The sequence below is a fragment of the Polaromonas sp. genome (assembly GCF_030682935.1).
GTDB lineage: Bacteria > Pseudomonadota > Gammaproteobacteria > Burkholderiales > Burkholderiaceae_C > Polaromonas.
Genome location: NZ_JAUXNA010000319.1, coordinates 1 through 1,186 on the forward strand (window position 1 = coordinate 1; position 1,186 = coordinate 1,186).

At 59.6% G+C, this 1,186-nt stretch carries 1 protein-coding gene and 1 pseudogene; one reads left to right on the forward strand and one right to left on the reverse strand.

Annotated elements, in window-relative coordinates:
* Nucleotides 1-628 (forward strand): annotated as a pseudogene (locus Q8K05_RS14785) (glycine dehydrogenase (aminomethyl-transferring)); the annotation flags it as partial.
* A 341-nt stretch (nt 629-969) separates the two neighbouring features.
* Here Q8K05_RS14785 and Q8K05_RS14790 read toward each other — a convergent pair.
* Nucleotides 970-1,186, reverse strand: a 217-nt coding sequence (locus tag Q8K05_RS14790; RefSeq protein ID WP_305247394.1) for a transposase, incomplete at its 5' end; no start/stop codon positions are given.

Consider the following 1,186-nt stretch of genomic DNA (forward strand, 5'->3'; position numbering starts at 1 on the left):
GTCCGCTGCGCCGCTGGGCAATGCGGCCGTGCTGCCGATCAGCTGGATGTACTGCCGCATGATGGGCCCTGACGGCCTGAAGCAGGCAACAGAGATCGCCATCCTGAGCGCCAACTACATCAGCGCCCGCCTGAAAGACCACTACCCGACGCTCTACGCGAGCGAAAACGGCCATGTCGCGCACGAGTGCATTCTGGACCTGCGTCCGCTCAAGGAAACCAGCGGCGTGACCGCCGAAGACGTGGCCAAGCGCCTGATGGACTACGGCTTTCATGCGCCCACGCTGAGCTTTCCGGTGCCCGGCACGCTGATGGTCGAGCCCACCGAAAGCGAGACCCTGGCCGAGCTGGACCGTTTCATCGACGCCATGATCGCCATCCGCGACGAGATTCGCTTGGTGGAAGCAGGAAAATGGCCGCAAGACAACAACCCGCTCAAGCACGCCCCGCACACCGCCGCCAGCCTGCTCGGCGCCGACTGGGACCGGCCGTACCCGCGCGAAACCGGCGCTTTCCCGCTGGCCAGCCTGAAGCAGGGCAAGTACTGGCCGCCGGTGGGCCGCGTCGACAATGTCTACGGCGACCGCAACCTGTTTTGCAGCTGCGTGCCTGTGAGCGACTACGCCTGAAGAATGCACCACGCCGGGCTGCAACAGGCCCGGGCGGATTCCTTTTGCTATTGATTTCATAGCCTCCTGCGACGGATCCAAAGGGCTGGAGGCCGATTTTATTCTCCATCAAGGTGTTGGGATGGAATGAAGGGTGTCGGCTCAGAGGTGTACCGCCGAATGCTCGCTACAGACTGTAGGCTGTGTGAAAACACCAAAAAAAACCGCCTCCTCAATTTCACCTCTGCCGGAAACGGCTTTTTCCCAGTTTTCAAAATTTGTGTGGCCCTAGTTCGAATCTAGGATGCCTGAAGGCCTCTTTAAGCGGCTGATGGTGGGGTATTTTGATGCTAAAAAAGGCCTCAAGCCCTCATCAATCGCATCGCGTTGATCAACTGCTTAATCCCCAGGATGCTCACGACCCGGCGCATGTTGTAGGCCAAGCAGTGCAGGCTGATTTCAGTGCTGACGTTCGTCAGACCTTTCATCAGCAAGTGCGCCGAGCCCATCCAGAACTTGATGATGCTAAAGACGTGCTCCACCGTGCTGCCACGCAGCCGCATTGCGCCAGGGTCTTGT